15 protein-coding genes are annotated in these 19,089 nt (G+C 33.6%); 8 read left to right on the top strand and 7 right to left on the bottom strand.

What is annotated here, in order from left to right; genetic code table 11:
• The first annotated feature begins 10 nt into the window (after positions 1–10).
• The 4 genes from F6P99_RS01275 (at position 11) to F6P99_RS01260 (ending at position 8,042) form a co-directional block, all read left to right on the top strand.
• Positions 11–2,377 (top strand): glycoside hydrolase family 3 N-terminal domain-containing protein, encoded by a 2,367-nt coding sequence (locus F6P99_RS01275; protein WP_152285632.1) that lies wholly within the window; start codon positions 11–13, stop codon positions 2,375–2,377.
• A gap of 250 nt (positions 2,378–2,627) precedes the next feature.
• Positions 2,628–6,365 (top strand): VPS10 domain-containing protein, encoded by a 3,738-nt coding sequence (locus tag F6P99_RS01270; RefSeq protein WP_152285631.1) that lies wholly within the window; start codon positions 2,628–2,630, stop codon positions 6,363–6,365.
• A gap of 120 nt (positions 6,366–6,485) precedes the next feature.
• Positions 6,486–7,229 (top strand): DUF2490 domain-containing protein, encoded by a 744-nt coding sequence (locus tag F6P99_RS01265; RefSeq protein WP_152285630.1) that lies wholly within the window; start codon positions 6,486–6,488, stop codon positions 7,227–7,229.
• 81 nt (positions 7,230–7,310) lie between these two features.
• Positions 7,311–8,042 carry a hypothetical protein gene (locus F6P99_RS01260; RefSeq protein ID WP_152285629.1) on the top strand — a complete coding sequence of 244 codons (732 nt, stop codon included), beginning with the start codon at positions 7,311–7,313 and terminating at the stop codon, positions 8,040–8,042.
• A gap of 48 nt (positions 8,043–8,090) precedes the next feature.
• Here F6P99_RS01260 and F6P99_RS01255 read toward each other — a convergent pair whose 3' ends face one another.
• Positions 8,091–8,495 carry a hypothetical protein gene (locus F6P99_RS01255; protein ID WP_152285628.1) on the bottom strand — a complete coding sequence of 135 codons (405 nt, stop codon included), beginning with the start codon at positions 8,493–8,495 and terminating at the stop codon, positions 8,091–8,093.
• Between the two features lie 120 nt (positions 8,496–8,615).
• Here F6P99_RS01255 and F6P99_RS01250 point away from each other — a divergent pair, with 120 nt between their 5' ends.
• Positions 8,616–9,038 carry a CBS domain-containing protein gene (locus F6P99_RS01250; protein WP_152285627.1) on the top strand — a complete coding sequence of 141 codons (423 nt, stop codon included), beginning with the start codon at positions 8,616–8,618 and terminating at the stop codon, positions 9,036–9,038.
• Here F6P99_RS01250 and F6P99_RS01245 read toward each other — a convergent pair whose 3' ends face one another.
• Positions 9,039–9,740, bottom strand: a complete 702-nt coding sequence (locus F6P99_RS01245) for an NUDIX hydrolase (protein ID WP_152285626.1) — start codon at positions 9,738–9,740, stop codon at positions 9,039–9,041.
• A gap of 104 nt (positions 9,741–9,844) precedes the next feature.
• On the opposite strand from F6P99_RS01245, the gene galK reads away from it, so the two are divergent.
• The 3 genes from galK to F6P99_RS01230 all read left to right on the top strand — a co-directional run bounded on the left by galK (position 9,845) and on the right by F6P99_RS01230 (position 13,840).
• Entirely contained in the window at positions 9,845–11,017 is a 1,173-nt protein-coding gene (gene galK, locus F6P99_RS01240; RefSeq protein ID WP_152285625.1) for a galactokinase, read from the top strand.
• Positions 11,018–11,020: 3 nt separating this feature from the next.
• Positions 11,021–12,061 (top strand): UDP-glucose--hexose-1-phosphate uridylyltransferase, encoded by a 1,041-nt coding sequence (locus F6P99_RS01235; protein ID WP_152285624.1) that lies wholly within the window; start codon positions 11,021–11,023, stop codon positions 12,059–12,061.
• Positions 12,062–12,325: 264 nt separating this feature from the next.
• Complete coding sequence (locus F6P99_RS01230) at positions 12,326–13,840, top strand: T9SS type A sorting domain-containing protein (protein WP_193315968.1); 1,515 nt, start codon at positions 12,326–12,328, stop codon at positions 13,838–13,840.
• A 79-nt stretch (positions 13,841–13,919) separates the two neighbouring features.
• Here the strand turns inward: F6P99_RS01230 and rpe are convergent, their stop codons facing one another.
• The 5 genes from rpe to F6P99_RS01205 form a co-directional block, all read right to left on the bottom strand.
• A complete protein-coding gene (gene rpe / locus F6P99_RS01225) occupies positions 13,920–14,576 on the bottom strand; it encodes a ribulose-phosphate 3-epimerase (RefSeq protein ID WP_152285622.1) in 657 nt (218 codons plus the stop codon).
• A gap of 84 nt (positions 14,577–14,660) precedes the next feature.
• Positions 14,661–15,467, bottom strand: coding sequence for a pyrroline-5-carboxylate reductase (gene proC, locus F6P99_RS01220; RefSeq protein WP_152285621.1), 807 nt, complete (start codon positions 15,465–15,467; stop codon positions 14,661–14,663).
• Positions 15,468–15,606: 139 nt separating this feature from the next.
• On the bottom strand, positions 15,607–16,470 hold the full coding sequence (locus F6P99_RS01215; RefSeq protein WP_152285620.1) for a sigma-70 family RNA polymerase sigma factor: 864 nt from the start codon (positions 16,468–16,470) through the stop codon (positions 15,607–15,609).
• 112 nt (positions 16,471–16,582) lie between these two features.
• A complete protein-coding gene (locus tag F6P99_RS01210; protein WP_152285619.1) occupies positions 16,583–18,379 on the bottom strand; it encodes a tetratricopeptide repeat-containing sensor histidine kinase in 1,797 nt (598 codons plus the stop codon).
• Positions 18,380–18,401: 22 nt separating this feature from the next.
• Positions 18,402–19,073: a hypothetical protein gene (locus F6P99_RS01205; protein WP_152285618.1), complete on the bottom strand. Its 672-nt coding sequence runs from the start codon at positions 19,071–19,073 to the stop codon at positions 18,402–18,404.
• Positions 19,074–19,089 lie beyond the last annotated feature (16 nt).

Raw genomic sequence — 19,089 nt, 5'->3', positions numbered from 1 at the left:
AAACTTACTAATGGTGAAAATTAATTTTGTGTTGAGTGTTGTTTTAATGCATTTCTCAATTATACTATCCGGTCAATCTCTTGATTCGAATACTTATAGCGATGGAACTATTGACGCAATGGTGGAAAGTTTGGTATTGAAAATGACCACCGAAGAAAAAATAGCTCAGATTACTGGGATGCGTATAAAAGATCTGTTGGTTGATGGGAAACTATCAGTTGAAAAGTGCCGAGAACTTATTCCAAATGGTATTGGTCATTTTTGTCAATTTTCAACGGGGCAAGCTTTGAATCCAGAAGAATTAAGAGATTTAGTTCGTTCGATACAGGGTTTTTTGTTGCAAGAAACTAGGTTGCAAATTCCAGCTATTTTTCATGAAGAAGCGATTACAGGGTTTGCTACTTTGGGAGCTACAACTTTTCCTCAACAAATTGGAATAGGTTGTTCTTGGAATCCAGAATTGGTGAAGAGGAATACCACTTCCACAAGAATAAATATGAGAGCTGCAGGTGCTACTTTTGCGTTGTCTCCAATGCTTGACTTGAGTCGAACCGCACATTGGAATCGTCACCAAGAGAGTTATGGTGAAGATGCGTATTTAACCTCAAGAATGGGAGTTGCTTTTGTAGAAGGACTTCAAGGAGATGATTTAAAAAAGGGTGTTGCTGCTACGGTAAAACACTTTGCAGGTTATGGCACCAAAAACAACGATGCTAAAACTTTATATGAAGAATATTTAATGCCTCATGAAGCTTGTATAAAAATTGCAGGAGCAAAAAGTGTGATGCCATCTTACGGCGTTTATAAATCCTTGCCAATTTCTGTAAACCCTACGATGCTAGATCAAATGTTGCGTCGAGAAATAGGTTTTGATGGAATGGTCGTAAGTGATTATGGAGCCATTCCGATGGTATATAGAAAATACAAACAAGCGCCCGATTTGATGACAGCTGGTGCAATGGCAATCAATGCGGGGATAGATATAGAACTGTCAGACCCTATTTCATATCCTTTATTGTTTGATGCTGTGAAGAAAGGTTTGGTGACGGAAGAAGTGATTGATCGTGCAGTAAAAAGGTCATTGATTATGAAATATAGATTAGGACTTTTAGAAAAGAATCCGATTATAGGTAAAGATGGGATATTAGATTTTGATCCTCCAGAATTTAGAGAATTAGCATATGAGGCAGCTTGTCAATCTATTGTTTTATTAAAAAATGATGGCGTATTACCTTTGAAGGCCTCTGTGAAAAAAATAGCTTTGGTGGGTCCAAATGCTGCAACCGTTCAAGGTTTGTTGGGAGATTATACGTACCAGGCGATGCGAGCTTTTTGGAAGAGTGAACAGTTCGATCCTTTGAATCCGAAATTAGTTAGTTTAAAAGAAGGTTTAGAAAATCGGTTAGGCGATTCGGTTACTATTTTTCATGAAAGAGGGTGTGACTGGAGCGCTGGTTTAGAAGCGAAAATAGATAAAGAAAGTTTTGGAGATAGTAGATTGGGGAAGTTAAAGTTGTTGACCGTTGAAGGCTTAGAACAACCTAATCTACAAAATGCGTTAAAAATATCTAATGATAGTGATGTGATCATCGCAGCTATGGGAGAAAATATTTCATTAAACGGAGAAGGAAGAAGCAGAAAAGGAATCGGATTACCTGGTGAGCAAGAAGCTTTCGTAGAAAAATTGTTAGGCACTGGAAAACCAGTAGTTTTGGTTTTGTTCGGAGGACGTCAACAAGTAATTGATAAGTTAGAAGGAAGGTGTGCTGCAATTGTAAATGCGTGGTTCCCTGGAGAAGAGGGAGGGAATGCTATTGCAGATGTTTTGGTCGGAAAAGTGAATCCATCTGCAAAACTATGTGTCACCTACCCAAATTCTCAAAAGAAAGAAGAGGTAAATTATCAAAATGGATACACGGATAATAACAAACCTTTGTATCCTTTTGGTTATGGTTTGTCATATACAAAATACGCTTATTCAGATTTAAAAATGAAATCAAAAATTGGGATCGATAAGGATAGATTTGAAATTTCAATGACAGTGGAAAATATTGGAGACAGGGATGGCGCCGAAATAGTACAATTATACGTGTCTCCAAAGAATACTACTTCTACGATGAAACATATTCAATTAAAAGGATTTCAACGAGTTTTTCTAAAAACTGGTGAAAAGAAAAGAATAACATTTCATGTGTCTCCTCAGCAATTGGTGCAATACAAAGAAAACAAGTGGGTAGTTGAAAATGGTACTTATATTTTTAAACTTGGAGCTTCTTCGGTTGATATTCGTTTGAGTGATGAAATTACATTGAAAGGTGGGGACTTAATCTTGGAAAAAGGAAGAGAAGTTTTCTTTTCAGAGAGTACTGTGTTTTAAAAGAATTTGTTTTAAGACTATAAAAGATCTTTTGCTGTTTTGAATTACAACAGATTTTTGATTCAACTGAATAAGGATTTGTTCCAATGATTAAAAGATTATTTCAAAAAATATTTAGATTACAGCAATGTCCTAGAAAAAAATGTGTTAGTGTTTTAAGATCAAAAATCAAGAATTGTTATACTAAATTAAACATATGTAGGTGTTATTATATAGGCATGTATATATCTTTACAACACAAAGATTTTATATGACAAAGAGATTTTTAATAGTAGCAACGAATGTGTTTTTATTGTTTACAACGTTCATTGTGCATGCACAAGAAATAAATTTTACTAGCGGTTTCGAGAATCAATTAGAAACAGAGTGGGAATTGTTCAATTCTAACATGCCAGCATATGATAAAACAACAGAATCCAAAAAATCTGGACTTTATGGTTTCCATATGGAGTTTGATATGAGTTCTCAGAAGGGGAATTTGACACCAAAGACAACAATCAATTGGGAGGCTGGTAAAACCTATGTGATTTCTTTTTATTACAAAGCAATTGTTGCAGGGGATAATTCAAGTTCGAATATAAAAATGTTTGCTGCTGATGGGAGTAAAATAGGTCAGGTTAATTTTAAATTGACAAATAGTAACTGGACCAAATACACAACTAATTTTACTCCGAGTTCTGATGCTCCTAATGGTGAATTGTTGCTTTCAATGCGACCAAATAATTCTGGAAATGGAGCTTATTATTTTGATGATTTTTTAATTGAAATAAAAAGTGAAGATTTTTTTGAGGACTTAAAAACGAAAGACGTCGTGTCAAATCAAGCGATCAAATGGTATCAGTTTGGTCCAGGTATGAGCGGGAATAATAATTCATTATATCCACATCCTACCGAAGCGAATGTCGTTTTTACAAGTCCTAATATGGGAAATGCCTATCGATCTGTAGACAAAGGAAAAACGTTTGAAACCATTTTTGATGAAGATGCTCGCTATTATAACTCAGGATACCGAGGAGCAGTTGAGATGTTTTCTATCGATTTTTCAAGACAAAACGCTGATTTGGGATTTTGTACGGGAAAAAGACGTGGAGAATTATACAAATCAACAGATATGGGGCATAAATGGGAGCTACTAACCAATACTCCTTCTGCTGTTCAAAATGCTATTTTAGCCTGTGTGGCTGTCAGTCCGCATGATGATAATATTTGGTTTTTAGGAGGAGGAAGAATGAGAGACTATGGAAGGTTAAAATATCCTCAATCTGCACCAAAGGGAACACATGTTGATACTAAAAGTCAAGGGAAAATTTGGAAAAGTACTGATAAAGGAGTGAGTTGGGTTTTGATAAATACGGGATTGGATTCTCGTTTGGAAGTTGAAACGATTTTAGTAGATCCTGTTGATGCAAATACGGTATACGCGGGCACCAACTACGGTTTTTATAAGAGTGTCGATGGTGGACAGACTTGGACGTTAAAGTCGAACGGAATTGATCATGATATGATTCGGTCATTTGACATGCATCATGATAAAAATACAGATCAAATTACATTATTTGTTTTGAGTAACGTTATTTGGAAAGCGAATGGAAATACTGTCGAAGATGAAGCAGGAGGGATTTATAAAAGTGAGGATAAAGGAGAAACATGGACAAATATTTCTGGTGATATTGCTATCAATTTGAATTATTTTAAAAATAATCAAGGTGTAAAAAAAGATTACTATATATCTATAGAGCATTACTTTGGTTTGTCTTCTCTGGAAGAAGCAGAGAACTTGTATCCGGTAATGCCAACAAGTATTACACAAAGATTTAATATGCTTACAGTAGATCCTCTGGATGTTAATAATTTATATTTAATTAATAATTATTCCAACGCTTCTGTAAACAATTTTAAACCGGGGCAAATTTGGAGGAGCTCTAACGGTGGATCTCATTGGTATGTCACTCTTAGAAATGGTAAAAATTGGAACAATGGGGCTGACGATTCGTATTGGGTTTCTCAAAGAAATAATCCTATGGGGACTAATGTTAGTTTTCAGTACAAAAGCGATTGGTTGAATAGAGATGATTATGAACGAAAAGGGTGTAACTTTATTAAGTTTAGTGCAGATGGTAAAACTCTCTATACACAAATGGCTAAAATTGGTTTTGTGTCTTATGATAAAGGGCTGACTTGGATTGATGAAGATGATGTGGCAACGGGTTCGCATGAAAGTTGGGTTGGTGCAGGGAATAGTAATGTTCCGGGACACGGATTTTACCAAACTACATCGATACCTAACAAAGTATTCTGTCCTTCAGGAGAAAATAGTCTGTGGATTACCAACGACGAAGGAAAAAATGTTCGCGCAAATGCGCAAGCTGCTCAGGTTATCGAATTGACCAATGCAGAACATTCTGTGAGTTCTATCGTGGTACATCCGAATAATCCAAAAATTTGGTTTGCAACATTTTTTAGACAAGACAAACGAGGACAGGTATTAAAGTCAGTAGATAGCGGAAAAACTTGGTTTAGCATTGGAACTCCTGTGCCGTTGCCTTGGCCTGAACCAGCCGATGGCGGAGATCAAGCTGTACATCAGTTAAGTTTGATAATCGATGAATCAAACCCAAATTACATGTATTTCTGTGTGCCAAGATCAACAAAAAAGCTTGAATGGGTAGGGGATAGTGTTACAGGTTGGGGAGTTCATAGGTCATCTGATGGTGGTGTAACTTGGGAAATGATTAATAATGGACTGCCTAGTTCATTAGATGTTTCAAGATTAAAATTTGATCCAAATGACCCGAGTACCCTATATGCAACTGTAATAGATACAGGTGGTGGTTTGTACAAATCAACGAATAAAGGGGATTCTTGGTTTGAAGTAGAATCTACCAAATCAATTTCAGGGAATTCAGGTATTAATGATATACATTTTGATGTAGAAGGAAAGATTTATATTACCTCAGGTTTCAAAAATGAAGCACGTGATAACGGAGGTTTATGGGTGAGCGAAGATTCAATGGCTACATGGACTAAAATATTCGATTATCCTTGGACGAACAGAGTGGAAGTGGCGCGCTATAATACGGATATTATATTACTTTCTACACTAGGAAATTCTTCAGTTGATTTTAGAAATGCAGGTACATTCTTGTCGAAAGATGGCGGTACTAGTTGGGTGAAAATAAATAAAGGTAATGGTCAGTCGGATCGAGTGAACGATATTGCGATTGATTTTAATGTTCCAGGCAAGTTTTATTCCTCTACTAGAGGTAGTGGTTGGTACACCGCAACAGACTCATCAATAGATGATATATTGAGTATTCGAACCGAAGGAGTATCTTGTCTCGGAAGCGCTAATGGTTCAGTTACAATTTCTGCTAGAACTGATGCTACCTATACGGTTTCGATTCAAGGAGGAAACACAAATGAAACGGCTGATTTTACGAATGTTTATCAATACGATGCATTAGAAAAAGGAAGTTACACAGTTGTTGTTTCAAAATCTAGCGAACAAGAGTTCAATCAAGAATATAGTATAGTTATTGAAGCACCTGGAGCTCTTGAGGTGAAGACAAAAATAAAGACAGAAAGTAAAGAAGTCTCTCTTGATATGGTTGGAGGGAAAATTTATAAAATCGATCTAAATGGAGATGTATTTGTTACAGAAAATAATCATATTACTTTGAATTTGAAAGAGGGAGATAATGCATTGACAGTCGCTACAAACAAAGAATGTCAAGGAGTATTTGAAGATGCCATCAAAATTAATCAGAAAAAATATGTGTACCCAAACCCGGCTAGGGATGTTATTCAGATCAAAAATAATTCTGAAGGAGCTGAACTAAACATTTTTTCAGTAAATGGAAAATTATTAGTAAAAAAATATGTGAAAAATGACGAACAAATCCATGTAAATCAGCTCAATTCAGGATTGTATTTTTACACGCTTGTGAACGATAAAACAGTTGTGAAAGACGAGTTTTGTATCGAATAATTAACTGTGATAAGTAGTTGAAAAGTTAGCTGAATTGGTGCAAACTTATTAGAAAGAATATAATAACTTGCAGTCCATTAGAATAACAGTTTTTACGAACTGTAAAATATTAAGATTGGGATGAAAAACTTGAAAAATTTACAAGTTTTAAAGTTAGTAGGATTGCTTTTTATATCGTTAAATGTGCATGGGCAAGAAAGTTCTGTGTATAGTGAAATTTGGTTTCAGTATTACAACAAACTTGTTTTTTCTAACAAATGGAGTTTGTCTACAGACACAGGTTATAGACTTAAAGAAGGTGAGTTTAATCAACAATCACAGTTTTTTATAAGAACAGGAATAGGGTATAGTTTTAATGCTAACAATAGATTGCTGTTAGGAGCAGCTAGTTTTAAAACCCATTTGGATTGGGATATCAGCGCGAGTGAATTTCGTCCGCATCAAGAGTTTACCTCAAACTTTAAATTCGGAAAAGTTGCATTTAAAAATAGATTTAGAAGTGAGCAACGATTTATAGATATTGAAGATCCACAATCGGGCAACTTAATACATTCCTTTAATTTACGTTTTAGATATCGCTTTTTGTTTTATATCCCTATTACAAAACTTTCAAAATTAGATCCCACAAAAAAACTATCCTTTATTATTGGGAATGAAATATTATTGAGCACAGGTAAAAATGAATTTTTTGATTTTGGGGGACAGAACCGTTTTTTGGTCGGACCTGCCATTTATTTTAATAAAAATAATGCTTTGACATTGCTGTATAATCATACCTCTGTAACGAAAGATGTACCGCTTATCTCAGAAGAATTCGGTATCATATGGTTAGGTTACAAGCAAACAATCGATTTTCGAAAATAAAACATAACCAGTCATTACGTACATCAATACTTTTGATAGACAATTTTTTCGATTATATTTACGATTGCTAAAACGTATGATATGAAAATAAAAATTGTTTGCTTGTTAGTTTTATTTGTAGGTTTTGCGTCGTGTAAAGATGCAAAAACAGCCAATATTGAACATAAAGAATTATTAGTACTTGCAGATTCTTTAGAATTGAAACAGAATGAATATGACGATTTGATTGATAGTGTAAATACACTAAATAAAAAATCAGATTTGTTTTACAGAAAAATTCACATTCAAAAAAAGGAAATCGACCGACTTCGAAGTCGCAATAAAATATTGAGCGATGAAAACAAAAGATTAACGGATCAGAATAAAAAAGCACCTATTTCAAAAGCAGAAAAAGCCATTCAAAATATGGTGTTTAAAATGCATGATGCTTGGGCAAGTATTGCAAAGAGTAAAGACCCTAAAGAAGTTTTGGTCTTTTTTAATAAAAAATACCTTATTAATAGAATTACAATTGAAGCTGATGACACAGCTAGTGTAGCTCGTTTTTCTCAAGATGATTACGAAGAATATATTAGAGAATCGATACTTTCAATCGATGGTTTTTCTGTTGAGTTTGCCGATGTTGATTTTTTAGATATTGAAATAAAAGATGATGCCTATTTTAATGTTGCATACAAATGTGTAATGGGAAGCTATGTGAATGACCGATTGCATGAAACCAACTCATTATTGGTTACCATTACAGGAAAAAATATTGACGGCGAATGGGGAATATCGAGTTACTCTTGGGTGAATTTTAAGTATGGTGAATAACCTTCGATTTATAAAAGAAAAAAAAGAGTTCCAAACGGAACTCTTTTTTTATGAAGTCTCTTTTGTGAAACTTGGTATAATTGCTTTTTTGAGATCGTCATAAGTAAATGATGCAACACCTTTGTCTCCTTTTTTCCAATCATTGTAGGCAGCAGAGTTTTCCGTAACCAAACATTTTAAATAATGTTTTTCTACAAGTTCTTTCAACTTTGCAACAGTGATTGATTTATTATTTTTAAGTTCTCGTGAGATTTTTTGAGCACTTTCGGCAGTTACAGCATTTAAAATTGCAATTCCATACAACTCATCTTTTTGATTTTTAAATACATTGCCATTTTCGTGATGGGTATTGTAGTTTAATATTTCTACGTTTTCATATCCCACACCAGCCTCATCTAAGATTGCAATTGTATTTAGGTGTTTTTCTATATATTCTTCAACTTTTTTATGCATGGTCGAATTGTGTTATTTGTTCGAGTTGCAAAAGTAACAGTTTTTTAAATACTGACAGTTATCATATTATTTTCATTCAAGGTTGTTGATATTTATATGTTGTAACCAAAACTTTTTACGATGGACAGTAATACACCTATTTCGAAAATAATGACTACTAATGTCATTGCCTTGACCCTTAATAATACTTTGTTAGATGCAGAGCAATTATTTAAAAGTTATAGAATAAGACATATTCCAGTTGTGAAAGATAAAGATGTCATTGGTATTTTGAGTTTGACAGATTTACAACGCATTAGTTTTGTAGATATGTACAAAGATGAAGCTACTGAAATGGAAGGTTCTATATATGAAAATATGACGGTGGAGCAGGTGATGGTTAAAAAGCCCATTCAAATCAATTCAAAAAAAACAATAAAACAGGTTGCACAAATTTTATCGAAAAACGAATTCCATGCACTACCTATTGTAGAAGATCACGAGTTAATAGGTATCGTTACCACTACAGATTTGTTGAATTATTTGGTAAAACAATCTAACTAACTACAACTTAAAGTTGATTCCTTTTTCAACCAATTTGTCATATTTTTTTCGATTGAATTTGTACAAAAACGCACCTTTTTTTGAGGTAGATTTGTCCTTTTCATCAAGCTTGGTCAAAACATCCAAAGCGATTATTTTTTTTCTAAAATTTCTATCATCAAATTTCTTTTGATAAATAGATTCATACAATCGTTGTAAACTAGGAATGGTAAATTTTTCTGGCAGTAATTCAAAACCAATAGGTTGGTAACTAGCTTTTAGTCGCAATTGAACCAAAGCATCAGAAACCAACTGATTGTGGTCTAAAACCAAATTAGGCATTTCATCTAAATCGTGCCAAACAGCACCGTGTTTTTCTACCAATTCGATATCTTGGTCTTCAATACGTATCAAAGCATATTGCCCAACAGTTATACAACGAGCTCCAGGATCACGATCAACCTCTCCATACACTTTTAATTGTTTCATAAAAACATTCTGAAGTCCAGTAATATCAGTCAATACTCGTTTTGCTGCATCATTTACACTTTCGTTATTTTTCACAAAACTTCCAATTAATGACCATTCTCCTTCAAAAGGTGCTACTCTTCTTTTAAAAACTAGTAACTTTATAGAATGGTTGTCAAAACCAAAAATTATACAATCTGTTGCAATGTATATTTTGTCTTGGGCTGCGTAGTAATCTAACTGTTGTGTGCTCATAGTTTTCAAATGTAAATAAATTTAACGGATTTTATAAAAAATTTATAAATGTATATAATACATTTATTATATTTGTAGAACTTTTAACTTAAATTATTCAATTCATGAGTACGAAACTATCACAGTCGGAATACGACAACATTGACCAAATTTTTGCCCAAGCAGATGCTGAGGTATTAAAAATTGAAGCACCAGGGAGAATTAATTTGATTGGTGAGCATATTGATTATAATGGTGGTAATGTATTGCCAGCTGCAATTGATAAGTGTATTTATTATTCTTTTAAGAAAAATGGAAGTGATAAAACATCGAACGTACTGAGTAAGAATTTTTCTGAAGGGTTTACTTTTGACATCTCTGTTCCTGAAAAACCAGGCGATGGTTGGTTGAGTTATTTATCAGGAGTTTTATCTGAAATAGAAAAAAGAGTTCCGGGTAAAGTAACAGGTTTTGACTGTGCCTTAGAAAGTAAATTACCAATAGGTTCAGGTATTTCTTCTTCTGCGGCTTTATTATGTGGTTTTGCAAAAGGTTTGAATGAGTTGTTTGAATTGGGTATTGACGATATTGAAATAGTAAAACTATGTCAGAATGCAGAACGTATTTTCTCTGGAGCAAACGTTGGTGTTATGGATCAGTTTGCTGTGGTAAAGGGAAAGAAAGATCACTTTATTCTATTAGATTGTGATACGTTAGAGTACAAAACGATTCCAGCTGCAATGAAATCAAACGTATTACTTTTATTGAATACCAATGTTTCTCACAATCTAGCGGATAGTGCTTATAACGAAAGAAGAGCGCAATGTGAATCGGCATTAGAGATCATTCAAAGTAAATATCCCCAAGTAAAAACGTTGGTAGAAGCTACTGAAGAAATGGTTGAGGAGTTTAAAGAAGAATTAGGAGAAGATAGAGTAAAAAGAGCTACGCATGTAATTCAAGAACAAAAAAGAGTTGAAGCGACTGTGGAAGCTTTGAAAAATAACGATTTTGAGTTGGTAGGTGATTTGTTAAATCAATCACATGATGGATTGCAAAATTTATACGAAGTAAGTTGTCCTGAGTTGGACTTTCTAGCTGCTTATGCCAGAAAAGACGACCGTGTTCTAGGTGCTAGAATGATGGGTGGTGGTTTCGGCGGATGTACCATCAATTTAATAGATGAAAAAAATGTGGATAGTTTTGTAGCAGATGCTGCCAAGGCCTATAAAGAAGCGTGTAATTTAGAGTTGACACCTATCCCAGTTAAAACGAATAACGGAGTTCAAAAAATATAAACAATGGCAACAAATATAAACGAAACGTCGCATAGAAGATATAATATCTTAACAGGAGAATGGATTTTAGTTTCTCCTCATAGAACAAAAAGACCTTGGCAAGGAAAAAAAGAAGACAAGGCTGTAATGGATACAACTGAGTACGATGAAAATTGTTACTTATGTCCAACCAATAGCAGAGTAGGAGATGATGTAAATCCAGATTATAAGGATACGTTTATTTTTCAAAATGATTTTGCGGCTATTTTAAATGACGAGCCAACTACTTTTGAAAACGGATTGTTAAAATCTGAAGTAGAAACGGGGATTTGTAAAGTAGTTTGTTTTTCTCCAAACCACTCATTAACGATTCCTTTGATGCCTGAAGAAGGGATTCAAAAGGTAATCAAGCTTTGGAAAAGTGAATACGAAGAATTAGGTGCAATGGATGGAATCAATTATGTTCAAATTTTTGAAAATAAAGGTTCAATTATGGGATGTAGTAATCCACATCCGCATGGGCAGATTTGGTCACAGCGTTCTATTCCAGGTGAGATCGTAAAAAAATCTGAGAAGCAAGGAGCATACTTTAAAGCAAATGGTACTAGTTTGTTGGGTGATTATATCAAACAAGAATTAGAAGGCGATAGAGAACGTATTTTGGCTGAGAATGACGATTTTGTGGCATTGATTGCTTATTGGGCTGTTTGGCCATATGAGGCTATGATTGTGCCTAAAAAACACTATCAAAACATCAGTCAATTGTCTGAGAGTGAAATGGCATCTTATGCAGCAATCTTGAAAGAATTGACAATCATGTATGACAACTTGTTTGAGGTGTCTTTCCCATATTCGGCAGGAATTCATCAAAGTCCTACTGATGGAGGGGATAACGAAGGGTGGCATTTCCATATGTCGTTTTATCCACCCTTATTGCGTTCAGCAACAGTAAAGAAATTTATGGTAGGATATGAAATGTTCGCAAGTCCACAAAGAGATATTACTGCTGAACAAGCAGCAGCTACTTTGCGTGCACTGCCAACAACGCATTATTCAAAGAAGTAAATATTACATTACTTTAAAAGCCTCTGGATATGAAAATATGCAGAGGCTTTTTTCGTTTTTTTAATAAAGGTTTGAGTGTGTTTTATTATTAGAAACACAGTCTGTGTTCGCATAAAGCCTCTCCCTAATAGTAGTTGAATTTTAAACTACCTGTTTTTATTTAAGGTTTTATGTGTAATTTAAACGCTTATTATGAGAACACATAATAAGACTAACCAAATTAACTTAATCCAATTAAAAATGAAAAAACGAAACTTTTTTTCAATGATGCTATTGTTTATAGTATCAACGGTATTAGCTCAAATACCGGCAGACAATCAATTTTATAATGGCTCGATAGGGGCTGTTAGAAAAACCATCGTACCCAATGGGGTAGATGATACTCAAATTGTTCAAGCAGCAATAGATGAGGTAGCTGCTTCAGGTGGTGGAATACTTAAATTTACGACTCAAAAATCTAATACGATATATCACTTGGGAGAAATATATTTGAAATCTAATGTCCATATCAAGGCTTGGAAAGGAGTGGTAATAAAACCTTTAGCAGAACAAGGGAGTGTTTTTTATTTAGGGAAAAATGGAGATGATAGAATATCGAATGTAAGCATAACATGTACCAATAGAAGTGAGTATTTTACATTTGATTTTTCTGATTTAGCACCTAATATCAAATCGAGAGCTGTTTTTTTAGCAGCGGTTGATAATTTTTTGATTTCAGATTTTAATATTATAGATAACAATACAAAGTTCTCTGCAATAACATTGGGAGTTCATGTTGGTTCAAATATGATTATTTATGAGCCAACAAATGGAATAGTTGAACATTCTAAAATAACTACTGCTCATTATGGGTATGGTCTAGTTCAATGTCAAACAGGGAAAAATATATTATATCGGAATCTAGAAGGAGAAGGTGGAGCTACTTTAAGACTAGAATCAGGATCTCCCATCATGGCAGAATCAAATCTTGTTGATAGAACAATAAATATGCATAGAATTTATGGGACTAAAATTTCATGTTTAAATGGGCAGTCTGCTTTGACATTATCTCCACATACGATTAACAATGGAAAGGTAATTATTGATGATGTAACAGCTATCAGTTGTGAAGCTGGTGCCATCATAAATAAAGGTTACTTAAGTAAAAAGAAAGGACAAGTTGATGCTGACGGGAATCCACTTAGTGGTTATAAGAGTGGTTATTTTTCTTCAAACTCGAAGGTTACAAATATGACTGTGGTATACGGTGAAGATGCCCAGCTGAGAAATCAAAGATTAGATTTTATTCCTTGTAGTCAAAGATTCTTGTTAAGTTCGGAGAAGAATGTAGATGAAGAAAGCTTTCATGGTCCTTCAATTACAGGAATTGTTTATTTCGCTGCTGGTGGAACAGATAGAAATGAAGGTTATTATTCTGTAGATGTTTCTGGATTGTCTTTACAGGAGTTTTCAGCTGAAAACAAAAGCTATTTGGTTTCAAATGATGAAAAAATTAGCGATTGTACGGCGAATAAGTCTAAAGGAAAAATGACAGCTGAAAATTCCTCACAAGAAAAGGTGACTAGTATTTACCCAAATCCAGCTTCTGAAAATATAATCGTTACAGCACCTACGAACAGTGCAATTTATTTGTTTGATGTTTCGGGTGTCTTGATACAGACTATAAGATCGATACAGGATCAAGTTGGTATGGATGTATCAGGGTTAAAACCTGGACTTTATATTATAAAGATTGATTCTGGAACTTCCACTGTGTTAAAGAAAATCAGTGTTTTATAAACGAATACTATTTAAATAGAAAAAGTACCCTGAGCTAGTCGAAGGGTACTTTTTTTATTTTATACAAGAATCAATGTGATTAATTGACCATCGCTTTTAATTCAGCAACAGTTGTTGTTGGGTCATCTGCACCAAAAACATAACTACCAGCAACCAAAACATCAGCTCCGGCTTCTACTAATAAATTTGCATTTTTATTGGTAACACCTCCGTCAATTTCTATCAGAGTGTCAGCACCAGCAAAATCAATAAGGTTTTTAAGTTGTTGTACTTTTTTATAGGTGTTTTCGATAAAAGATTGTCCACCAAATCCAGGATTCACACTCATAATACAAACCATATCGATGTCTTTGATAACATCTTCTAATACAGCAACAGGTGTGTGTGGATTTAAGGCAACACCGGCTTTCATTCCTTCAGCTTTGATGGCTTGTAATGTTCTATGTAGATGTGTACAAGCTTCATAGTGAACCGTTAAAATGTCTGCTCCAATTTTTTTGAAAGTAGGAATGTATTGGTCTGGATTCACGATCATCAAATGAACATCCATTGTTTTCTTTGCATGTTTTTTAATCGCTTCAATTACTGGCATTCCAAAAGAAATATTTGGTACAAAAACACCATCCATTACATCAATATGAAACCAATCGGCATCACTGTTATTTACCATTTCTATGTCGCGTTGAAGGTTTGCAAAATCTGCTGCAAGTACCGACGGTGCAATTAATTTGCTCATTACTTGTTTTTTGAAATTATTTGTATGCAAAAGTACTATTATTTTGTTTTAGTCTTTTGAAAATACTGTTTTTGATTTGTAAAATTATTCTTCTTTACCAATTTCTTCTGCTCTGTTGAATGCTGCAAAAACACCCTCTTGGATGGATTGATTGACACCGGCAGCTTTCATTGAATTGATTGCAGCATGTGTTGTACCACCTTTAGAGGATACCATAGCAATCCATTCTTCAGTTGTAAAGTCATGAGTTTTTAACAGTTCTAGAGCTCCGTCGAACGTGTTTGTTACTAATAATTTTGCTTCGTCTTTTTGAAAACCAAGTTTTTCTGCCGCTTCTAACATCGCTTGAACAAAATAAAAAACATATGCCGGTCCACTTCCTGATACGCCAGTAGATGCGTCTATCATTTTTTCACTATTTACATGTAAAGAAACACCTGTGGTATCTAGCAATGCTTTGATGATGATTAATTCGTTTTTCGATATCTCTGCACTTTCGGTATATGCGGTTACGCCTTTGTTGACTTTCGCAGGTAAGTTGGGCATGGTTCTTACTACTTTGTTTACTCCCAGCCTTGTTTGTATAGATGCTATATTTACACCCGCCATCAACGAAATAAATACTTGATCATTGTTAATTAAGTCTTTCATTTTTTCGAATAGTTCATCACTATGAAAAGGTTTAACAGCAATGAAAACATAGTCTGCTTTGGGCAAGCAATCTTCTAGGTTTTCAAAAGCATTGAACTGTGGTTCTTTGTTGAGAGATGCTATTTTTTCTTTGTCTACATCAAAGACATTTATTTTCTCTTTATTTAATTGAGGACTGGTTGCCATTCCATAAGAAAAGGTAAGTCCCATATTACCGGCTCCGATAACTAAAATATTCATAAGTAGTGTGTTATTTATTGTAACGATTCTATTAACCGATCAATATTCGATTAAAATTGAAAGTGATTTTTGTAGTATTATAAAAACAACGATTCAAAAAAAAACTCTCAATAAGGTATTGAGAGTTTATAAAGTGAACTTATCCAAGATAAGTCATCAATATTTTTGATCGAGATGTGTGTTTCAATCTTCTAATTGCTTTTTCTTTAATTTGACGAACACGTTCTCTTGTCAAGTCAAATGTTTCTCCGATTTCTTCTAAGGTCATTGGTTGGTGCTCTCCCAGTCCAAAATATAATTTTACCACATCAGCTTCTCTAGGAGTTAATGTTTCTAAGGCTCTTTCAATTTCTACACGTAAAGATTCGTGTAATAATGTTTTGTCTGGATTTGGTGATTCACCAGAGTTTAAGACATCATATAAATTAGAATCTTCACCTTCAATTAAAGGAGCATCCATAGAGACGTGACGTCCAGAATTTTTCATAGACTCTTTAACGTCATTTACAGTCATGTCTAATTTCTTAGCAATCTCTTCTGCAGAAGGCGGACGTTCGTTTTCTTGCTCTAAGAAAGCGTACATTTTGTTGATTTTGTTGATAGAACCAATTTTATTCAATGGCAATCTAACAATACGTGATTGTTCAGCTAAAGCTTGTAAAATTGATTGACGAATCCACCAAACAGCGTACGAGATAAATTTAAATCCACGAGTTTCATCGAAACGTTTTGCAGCCTTAATCAAACCTAAGTTACCTTCGTTGATCAAATCGGGTAATGTCAACCCTTGATTTTGGTATTGTTTTGCAACAGAAACAACAAAACGCAAGTTTGCTTTTGTCAATTTTTCTAATGCTACTTGATCTCCTGCTTTGATACGTTGGGCTAATTCAACCTCCATATCTGCAGTAATCAAATCTACTTTTCCGATTTCTTGTAAATACTTGTCTAACGATGCAGTTTCCCTGTTGGTTACCTGCTTGGTAATTTTAAGTTGTCTCATATATTTGTAGTGTTGAGTAAAAAAAGAATGTGGCTCTTTTTAGTACGCTTATACATATACGTTGATTTGTGTGTAAATGTTACAAAAAAAATGAATAAAAAAAATAATTGTTTTAACTGGTTGTCTTGTAGGTTATTGGGACTTTAAATTCTATTTTAGTACCCTGGTTTATTTCAGAATAAATGTTGAATTCTCCTTGCATCATTTTAATTCTGGCTTCAATTTGATGAATTCCGATACCTGAAGATTCTATTTTTTTAGAGGTATCAAATCCTTTTCCATTGTCTTCAATTTCTACATAGAGGTTTTTGCTATATTCCATAACAGAAACATTACCTTCATTAGCTTCACTATGTTTGATTAAGTTGTTTACGAGTTCTTCAATAATATTGTTGATTTTTATTTCAAAACTCTCATCGTAACGTTGTAGGTTTTCTACAGAGCAACTAATTTCTAATTGGGTATTGGAGTATTTTTCACAAAAATCTTGAATGGCATAGCTCAAGCCAAATTTCAATAGTACGGATGAAATTAATTCATGAGAAAGGTTTCTGATTTTACCAGATGCTTCGTCAATGATGTTTTGGGTTTTTTCTATTTCAATCGGTGGTTCTCCTTTTAGTTTGCTTTTGCTTGCTTGCAAGTGTAAATTTGCAGCAGATAACAAGGCGCTTACACTATCGTGCAAGGTTTCTGCGATTTGTTTTCGTTCTGCTTCTTTACCATCTAAGGTTGCGTTTAGTATTTTTATTCTCGCTTCCGATTCTAAGTGCTCAATCTCTTTTTCCTTCATCAATTCTGTTTTGACAAGTAATAAATCTTTATTCTCATCTCGAAGTTTGGCATTTTTTGAATAGATCCAAAAGGTAAGTATCATGATCAAAAGGCATACTCCTAATGCAATTGCGATATAGATAAATCGTTTCTTTTCTTGAATTTCAATGAGTTGTTTTTTTGCAGCATTTTGCTTGATGATATCCACATTGTGCTTAGCCTCAATTTCTGTAATAATAGCGTCGAATTCTGCGCTTCTTAAACTGTCAGAAATTTTGTTGGCTCTATAAAGGTATTCGTATGCTTTTGAGTTTTCTGTTTTGTAATACGCCCAAGCAAGATTAGAATGAATCATCCTCTGTAAACTACTTTTTCTTTCTGAGTTATTGTTCTTTAAGAGAAGTAGTGCTTTTTCGTATTGTTTTTTAGAACGATCGTACTTTTTTAATTTAAGATTGTTACCTGCAAGCGTATTTAAATTAATTATTTGACCTATGGTATCGTGTATTTCTTTGTTGATTTTTAAAGCTTTCCGAATAAAATATTGGGCGCTATCGTAATTTTTTTGAATTAAAAAAGTCAAGGATACAGAACTATAATATACAGCATGTTGTTTTTTGAATTTATTTTTATTTGTTAATAAAGTTCCAACTAAATTATTGTAATAGATGAGACTATCAAGATTTTTCCTATTAATGATTTTGTCTACAGCAAATAATTTATAATGAATAGTGCTGATATCAAGATTTGCTTGAATTATATTAATAGAATCTTGGATTAATTTTGAATATTTATTCATGTTGTGCGAATAAATAAGGGCTTTCTCGTAGTTTTTTATTTTTGAGAAAATTTCTGAGATATGTTGGTTACAAGTTATTAATACCTTGAAATTCTTTTTGATCTTTGCTTTTTCTAAAATTTGTAAATACAGTTTTAGTGCTTCTTCCGTTTGATTTTGGGTATGTAAGTTCTCAGCCTTCTTAATGAGGTTGTCAAGGTTTTTATCTGTTTGTTGATTCTTCTCTTCGGAAACGACAAAAGCCATTAAGTTTTTAGACTTAATGGCTGAAGGGTTGTATGAGTATAGTTGTGAAGAACAAACTATAAAAAATATAAAAAATGTTTTATAGTTCATTGATGATATTCAAAACCATTTATTATTGTATTTCAAATTCTGGAGGATCAACTTTGTATTTATGACTAGATCTTGCACTTAACGTAGTTGTACTGATGTTACGCATAAACACAATATTTAATTTTTCACCGTCGAATTTAAGATAATTTTTTGAATACTTGTTTTTTCCTTCTGAAACTCCTGGATCTAGGTAAATTTCATGTCTGTTTAATTCTTCATTAAAACCAAATGAAGCTACGTAGTTATTTTGTAATTTGAAATCTAATTGGTACGAACCATCTTCTAATAAAGTAATCTTATAGTTTTTTACCAATTTGATCGTTTTTGAACTCGCCGAAGTAGAAGTTACATCGTCTAAAATGCTAATTCCTGGAATTTTAACCTCATGGTTACTTACGAAGTCTACTTTTAATTCGTTGTTGATCAAAGGTAGAACCGTGCTTTGAACTCCACCGTTTCCGTTACCTTCATTGATAATGATTTCGTTTCCACTGTCACCACTTAAAACTGTTGATGTATTCCCAGAAGATAGGGTATGTTCTAAAACAATACTTCCATCATCTGATTTAGATAAAGAGTAAGATTTTAAGGGTGCTTCTTGTGATAATTCTTCAGTAATAGTAGTTTCTTCTGAACAAGATGTGAATCCGATTAGTACTGCAGCGAATGCAAGACTTTTGTATAAATTTTTCATTTGGGTAAAAGAGTTT

It is taken from the genome of Flavicella marina, from assembly GCF_009193215.1.
GTDB lineage: Bacteria > Bacteroidota > Bacteroidia > Flavobacteriales > Flavobacteriaceae > Flavicella > Flavicella marina.
The sequence above is the reverse complement of the archived record's forward strand: the minus strand, read 5'-3'. Positions and strand labels throughout refer to the sequence as shown.